Annotated in this window: 7 protein-coding genes and 2 pseudogenes; 5 read left to right on the top strand and 4 right to left on the bottom strand. The window is 69.6% G+C overall.

Annotated features, from left to right (window positions below; translation table 11 throughout):
* The first annotated feature begins 161 nt into the window (after nucleotides 1–161).
* Both ACZ52C_RS41830 and ACZ52C_RS41835 read left to right on the top strand, forming a co-directional pair.
* Complete coding sequence (locus tag ACZ52C_RS41830; protein ID WP_469079770.1) at nucleotides 162–365, top strand: alpha/beta fold hydrolase; 204 nt, start codon at nucleotides 162–164, stop codon at nucleotides 363–365.
* A gap of 89 nt (nucleotides 366–454) precedes the next feature.
* Nucleotides 455–1,204 carry a methyltransferase domain-containing protein gene (locus ACZ52C_RS41835; protein ID WP_469079771.1) on the top strand — a complete coding sequence of 250 codons (750 nt, stop codon included), beginning with the start codon at nucleotides 455–457 and terminating at the stop codon, nucleotides 1,202–1,204.
* Nucleotides 1,205–1,317: 113 nt separating this feature from the next.
* Here the strand turns inward: ACZ52C_RS41835 and ACZ52C_RS41840 are convergent.
* Nucleotides 1,318–1,556, bottom strand: a pseudogene (locus ACZ52C_RS41840) (transposase); the annotation flags it as partial.
* Nucleotides 1,557–1,757: 201 nt separating this feature from the next.
* Here ACZ52C_RS41840 and ACZ52C_RS41845 point away from each other — a divergent pair.
* Together ACZ52C_RS41845 and ACZ52C_RS41850 are read left to right on the top strand one after the other, a co-directional pair.
* Nucleotides 1,758–1,976, top strand: a pseudogene (locus tag ACZ52C_RS41845) (LysR substrate-binding domain-containing protein); the annotation flags it as partial.
* Nucleotides 1,977–2,286: 310 nt separating this feature from the next.
* Nucleotides 2,287–2,688, top strand: coding sequence for a hypothetical protein (locus ACZ52C_RS41850; protein ID WP_469079775.1), 402 nt, complete (start codon nucleotides 2,287–2,289; stop codon nucleotides 2,686–2,688).
* A gap of 182 nt (nucleotides 2,689–2,870) precedes the next feature.
* On the opposite strand, the gene ACZ52C_RS41855 is transcribed toward ACZ52C_RS41850, so the two are convergent.
* The 3 genes from ACZ52C_RS41855 to ACZ52C_RS41865 all read right to left on the bottom strand — a co-directional run bounded on the left by ACZ52C_RS41855 (nucleotide 2,871) and on the right by ACZ52C_RS41865 (nucleotide 5,480).
* On the bottom strand, nucleotides 2,871–4,112 hold the full coding sequence (locus tag ACZ52C_RS41855; protein ID WP_469079772.1) for an FAD-dependent monooxygenase: 1,242 nt from the start codon (nucleotides 4,110–4,112) through the stop codon (nucleotides 2,871–2,873).
* Between the two features lie 242 nt (nucleotides 4,113–4,354).
* Complete coding sequence (locus ACZ52C_RS41860; protein ID WP_469079773.1) at nucleotides 4,355–4,528, bottom strand: hypothetical protein; 174 nt, start codon at nucleotides 4,526–4,528, stop codon at nucleotides 4,355–4,357.
* A 7-nt stretch (nucleotides 4,529–4,535) separates the two neighbouring features.
* On the bottom strand, nucleotides 4,536–5,480 hold the full coding sequence (locus ACZ52C_RS41865; protein WP_469079774.1) for an alpha/beta fold hydrolase: 945 nt from the start codon (nucleotides 5,478–5,480) through the stop codon (nucleotides 4,536–4,538).
* A gap of 234 nt (nucleotides 5,481–5,714) precedes the next feature.
* On the opposite strand from ACZ52C_RS41865, the gene ACZ52C_RS41870 reads away from it, so the two are divergent.
* Nucleotides 5,715–5,830 (top strand): TetR family transcriptional regulator (locus ACZ52C_RS41870; protein WP_469079074.1); only part of this gene is annotated, 116 nt, incomplete at its 3' end.

Consider the following 5,830-nt stretch of genomic DNA (forward strand, 5'->3'; position numbering starts at 1 on the left):
TACCTCCTGCTGACCATCATCCGCGGGAGCGACGTCGTCGGCGCGTACGGCCACAGCCCCGACCGCCTGACCTCGATCGCGGAGAGCGCCTTCGCACTGCTGCCCCGCCCACACCACCACTGACAAGGGCACGGCCGGCCTCGTCACACAGGACAGGCTGCGTGCACGCCTGGCGCCTCGCCATCCTGTCGCTCTACCTCCACGGGGCCGACGACAACTGCTTTTCCGTGGAGGTGAGCGACGGCATGGACGACCTGTTCACGAACGGCTTCGAACGCATCGTCGTACCCGGCGTGGGGCACTTCCCGCACGTCGAACAGGCCAAGACGGTCGCCGACCACATCCTGGGCTTCCTGAACAGCTGACCCCCCTCCCGCCATCCAGAACTCGAAGGGTCGACCGAACCATGACTGACAAGGAAAGGCAGGAGGCCACGGCTGTGACGACTCCTTTCATGGAAAAGCACCGTCGCACCGAGGCCATGCTGGCCCTCCTCGACGCGATGGACCAGATGCAGAGCGCCAGCCTGCTGCGGGCCCGCTCCTACGAACTGCTGTCTCTTGTCCCGGGCTCGTCTGTCGTGGACGTCGGCTGCGGTGCCGGGCGGGCCGTCGCCGAGCTGGCCGAGCGGGGCGTCCACGCGGTGGGCGTGGATGCCGATCCGTGGATGCTGGCCGAGGCCCGGAAACGGTGGTCGGCGGTCGAGTTCCGGGAAGCGGGGGCGGAGGAGCTGCCGTTCGCCGACGGAAGTGTGCGCGGCTACCGTGCCGACAAGGTCTTCCACGCACTTCAGGAGCCGTGGCGCGCGGTGGCGGAAGCGCGGCGCGTCCTCTGCCCGGGCGGCAGGATCGTCCTGGTCGGGCAGGACTGGGACGCCATCATGGTCGACTCTGATGATGCGGCGCTCACCCGCACGATCGTGCACGCCCGCGCCGACCTCCTGGGCACTCCCCGCGCCGCCCGCCAGTACCGCAACCTGCTCCTGGACGGCGGTTTCAACGACGTCACCGTCGAGGTGCACACCAGCGTGTTCACTGATCCCGTGATGCTGTCGCTGCTCACCGGGCTCGCCGAGTCGGCCTGCATGAGCGGTGCCGTCGACCGTGACCAGGCCGATGAGTGGCTCGCCGAACAGCACCGACGCGCCGAGGCCGACCGCTTCCTCATCGCCATTCCGTTCTTCGTGGCTGCCGCCTCCGCCTAGAGGGCAGCTGGAGCACGGGCTGCGGGGATCCGCGTGACCGGGGAACGGTGACCACGCCTGCCAGGCACTGGTGGTCGATGTGGGTTTCCTCGGCCGGCTGGGGGCCGCACCTTCCGTGCGAGATGCCTGGTCATGAGGGTGATGACGGCCCAGGTGATCAGGGTCTCGGTACTGGATGCCGTTCGCAGTCCCGGGCGAGGCGGCATGCGTGCATCATCCACGCGAGCGACCTCTCGACGACCCACCGGCGAGGCAGCACGACGAAGCCAGAGGCGTCTTTGGGGCGGCTGACCGGCTTGCCGGTCAGGTTGAGGTGCTGTTTCGCCCAGTCGACCAGCTTTCCGGCGTAGGCGGGCGAGGGCGGCGAGGGCCGGGACGAGCAGATGTCCGAGGAGAACGCGGCGATCGTCACCGGCCCCGTCGAACGGCCGGTCAGCTCGGCGAGTTCACAGCGGGCCTCCGCCTGGTCGTCGAGTACGACGGCGACGATCCCGATCCGCACGAGCAGTGGCGCGACCTCGCGTCCGCGCCGATCGCCGACGACGAGTACCGCGTGGTCACCCCGGCCGACTGGTCACCGTCGCCCCGCTCGCTCAGGGACCTCGCCGACCGCCCCTGGGTGACCGCCCCGCCCGGCACGGCGTGCGGCCGTGCCCTCGCGTGCATCTCCGCGCAGAACGACTACACCCCGAGCCGCGCCCACACCGCTCGGGAGTTCCTCATCGCACTGTCCCTGGTCCGGGCGGGCCTCGGCGCGGCCGTGGTCCCCACCCTGGCCCTCACCGACGCCCCACCCGAAACCGGGGCCCTGCCCCGCGGTCCCCGCGGCGGGCCACCGCCCCATCGCGGCCGTATGGCCCGCTTCCCCCCTCGGCCCACAACCCCGAACCGCGGCCGTGGCTCAGGCCCTCCGCCAGTCGGCCGAGAACCTGGGGCTCACGCCTGCGCCTTGAGGGAAGCGGGCGTGACGTGCGTGCCTTGGAGGCCGCGCCGGCGGCGAGGATACCGATGGGCTCATCGCGCACCTCCCAGCCGTGGCAGTACGGGCAGTGCACCAGTCGGAGCAGATGTGGTGCCTGACGGTGGCCACCGACGCGATCGTTACCTGGAGCACCGAGTTTTACGGCCTGGCGGTGACCGCGCTGCGTCGTGCCGGCCGGCCCATCGACGATGAGCTGCTGGCGTCTGGCCCAGCCACCATGCCAACGTCCACTTTCACGGAACCCACTCGGAGGACATCGACGGCGTCGGCCAAGCTGGACACCGACGGCTACCGGCCGCTGCGGCCATCCCGGGGCCGCCCGCGGCTGATCTGTGCTGTGGCTGCTCGCCTTACAGGCATGGCCAGCGAACTGCACGATGCCTACACCGGCCGGCTGCGTTCGTTCCTCAACAACGCACGCACCAGCGTCGGCCCCGGCTCCTTCGTCGTCCGCGGCCGCCGCGGTGGCGGCGATTCCACGACCAAGCCGCGGCGCCGATGACCCGCCTCGCCAACCGCGTCGTGCGCTCTGAACCCGCCCAGGGTCCGCTGCGGCTGCACCGCCTCGACCGCAAGACCGGGATCGTGTGCAGCCGGTGCGGCACCCGCAGCCAGACCCTGGTAGTCGCCACAGTTTCGGGCCCAGACGACCTCGTTCTCCCGCTCGTGTTCGAGGAACGCCACTCACGCTGCAGCGGCGGCGATATCCAGACCTTTCATCCGCGCCCTGTTGGTCATCGTCTTGGCGAACAGTCGGCCGGCGATCGGCAGCCGGGCGAGGCGGATCGTCACAGACCGAAGCAGCAACTCGGCGCGGTTGCCTGGGGTGAAGAAACTGCGCTGGCGCACACCGCTGCCGAGGTGGTGGTCGATGAACGGGCGCAGGTGGTCCTCCCAGTCCTGCAGTGCTCGTGGCACGTCGTGCGGGTGGCGTTCCAGCATGGTGCCGAGCAGGTCCGCCCCGGCCAGGCCGGTGGATGCCCCCATGGCGGAGTAAACGGTCAGGCACCACGCGGCGTCGCCGACGAGCACGACTCGGCCGCGGTGCCAGTGGTCGAGGTGCACCTGCTCGGCGGAGTCGAACAGGTGGTCCGGGGCCTTCTCGAACTGGTCGAGCAGCCAACCGAGCGTGGAGCCGGTGGGCTCGGGGCCGTAGGCGGCGCGCAGCGAGTCGATGGCCGGCCGGGTGAACTCGGCGTCCACGTCGTCGGTGCGGTAGGAGAACAGCACCGTCGGCGGACGGTCGGCGAACGGGAACACCCACACCGATCGGCCCGCCTCGGCCATGACCAGCCCGTCCTGCGGGCCGTAGCCGGGTACCGGCTCGGGCAGGCCGTACACGGCGATCATGTAGTTCAGCCGGCGGATCGGGCTCTGCTCGGGCTCGAACGCAAGCCGGCGCACCGTCGAGCGCAGTCCGTCCGCCCCGACCACCAGGTCGAACCGTTCGACGGTCGTCGTCTCCGTCGTCAGGTCGCGGATCTCGACGTCCACCCCGTCGAGGTACTGGTCCAGCGCGACCGGCACGGTCGAGTACCGGATCTCGACCTCGTCGGGCAGGGCGGTGAAGGCCGCGTCTTCGATGTCGCCCCGCATCACCATTCGAGACCCGCCGAACACATCGGCGTAGCCCAGACCGCGGCGGCGCCGGCCCGTGCGGTCGGTGTCGTAGCTCACGCTTTCCGGAGCGAAGCGATTCGGCACCGCATCGGCGAAGCCCAGCCGTTCGGCGGCGGCGAGCCCGGTCCCGAACAGGGCGATGAAGTATCCGCCGCGGCGCCGCTCGGGGGCCTTCTCCAGCACCACCACGTCCCAGCCGGCGCGATGCAGTCGCAGCGCGGAGGCGGTCCCGCTGATCCCGAGGCCGACCACCAGGGCCCGCTGTCGCGATGTCGTGTTCTTGTCCATGGGATTGCGCTCCGACATTGTCGTGTCCTTCATCTGGTGGGGGTGGGTCGGCCGTTCAGGAAGCCGAGGATGTGAAGTCGTCGAGGCGGGCGAGGAAGTCGAGGAGGGTGGCGTTGACCTCGGCGGGACGCTCCTGCTGCTTGCTGGGCGTGGCTGAACCCGTCTGGAACCTGATCAGCTTCCAGACGGGAAAACGGATCGGTTTCCTCCCCGAGGAAGGTGAGGCGAGGGTGATGGTCTGAGATCTCAGACCTTCAAGATCATCCTGTGGCCCCTTGCGGGCTCACCTCGGTGATCTTCTGGAGGGCCGCGTCGGTGTCCGCGCTGGCCAGCATCCTGTTGATGTCGGCGCCGGCCGCTGCGGAGGCCCCGACCCGGGCGACCAGATCGGTGGCGTTGCCTGCTCCGCACGCGCGGAACCAGCCCTTCGGCACTCAGGATTCAGGTGCGCGCGGGCGTCGCCTGCAGGAACAGCTCGAGCAGTGCCAGCAGCGTTTCGGGAGCGTCCTCGGTCGGGAAGTGGCCGGCGCCCGGAATCTCGACCACCGGCGCGTCGGGGTAGGCCAGCCTGAACGACGGGATCACGTACTCGGGCAGCAGTGCGGTGTCCCGCATCCCGACCGCCAGCATCGCCGGTACGGCACGCAGCGCGGCGACGGCTTCCATGGGCGGCGGGCCGGGCGGGGGGCCCTGGGGGCCCTCCAGGACCTGCCGGGGGAAGGCGATGACACCGCGGCACTCCGCCGGGGTCGGGAAGGGGCTGGAGTAGGCGCGGATCCAGGTCGGCGTGGCGATCTCGGGCCGGGCGACATGCTGCAGGTCGATCATCAGGTGGGCGATGGTGTGACCCGCGTTGCCGAGGATCTGCTCGAACGAACCGTCCGAGAGCGCCGAGTGGGCCCACTGGAACCACCGGCTCTCGGCGCCGTTGGCCTTCATGAGAGGGGCGATGTCGTCTGCGAGGGGCAGCACGGTGTTCGTGGCGAAGATCCGGGAGATCCGGTCGGGGTGACGCAGCGCGAACCCGGTGCCGATGGGGCCGCCCCAGTCACGGAGCACCAGGGTGATGTCCGTGAGGTCGAGCGTGTCGACGAGCAACGATTCGAGATTGAGGATGTGTTCGCTCGCGTCGTACGTGCGGTCCTGCGGTGTCTCGCTCTTGCCGAAGCCCATGTGGTCGGGAACGACCACGCGATGGTGACGCGACAGCGGCCCGATCAGGTGGCGCCACTCGTAGCCCCACGTGGGCTCGCCATGCAGCATGACGATCGTCTGATCGGGCCGTTCGGGGCCCTCGTCGACGTAGTGCTGGCGGAAGCCGGCAGCCTCGTCGAAGCGGGCGGGATACGGCCACGTGCCGTCGAACGTCTCTTCAGCAGCAATCACGGGATCTCGCGCCTTCCGGTGCGGCGTCGTCCGTACGGACCGCGGTCATGCGGTCCTCTGGGGTGGGTGGGTTCGAAGCAGCGTTCACCGGTCGGCTCGCTCCAGAGCTGCGTGCTACAGGCGTGCACGCGGCCTGTCCGGTGAGCCCAGCACCGTTGTTTACTGAACAGTCCGAAACCTAGATGGTTCTGTACTGGGTTGTCAAATACAGCGGGTCGGCCTTACCTTCGATACATGGCGAGACCACGAAGCTTTGACCGCGACCACGTCCTGCATGCCGCGGAGCGGCAGTTCCGCGCTTCCGGCTACAACGGCACGAGCGTCGACGACATCAGCGCCGCCACCGGCCT

Source organism: Streptomyces sp. NPDC034049 (assembly GCF_055575575.1).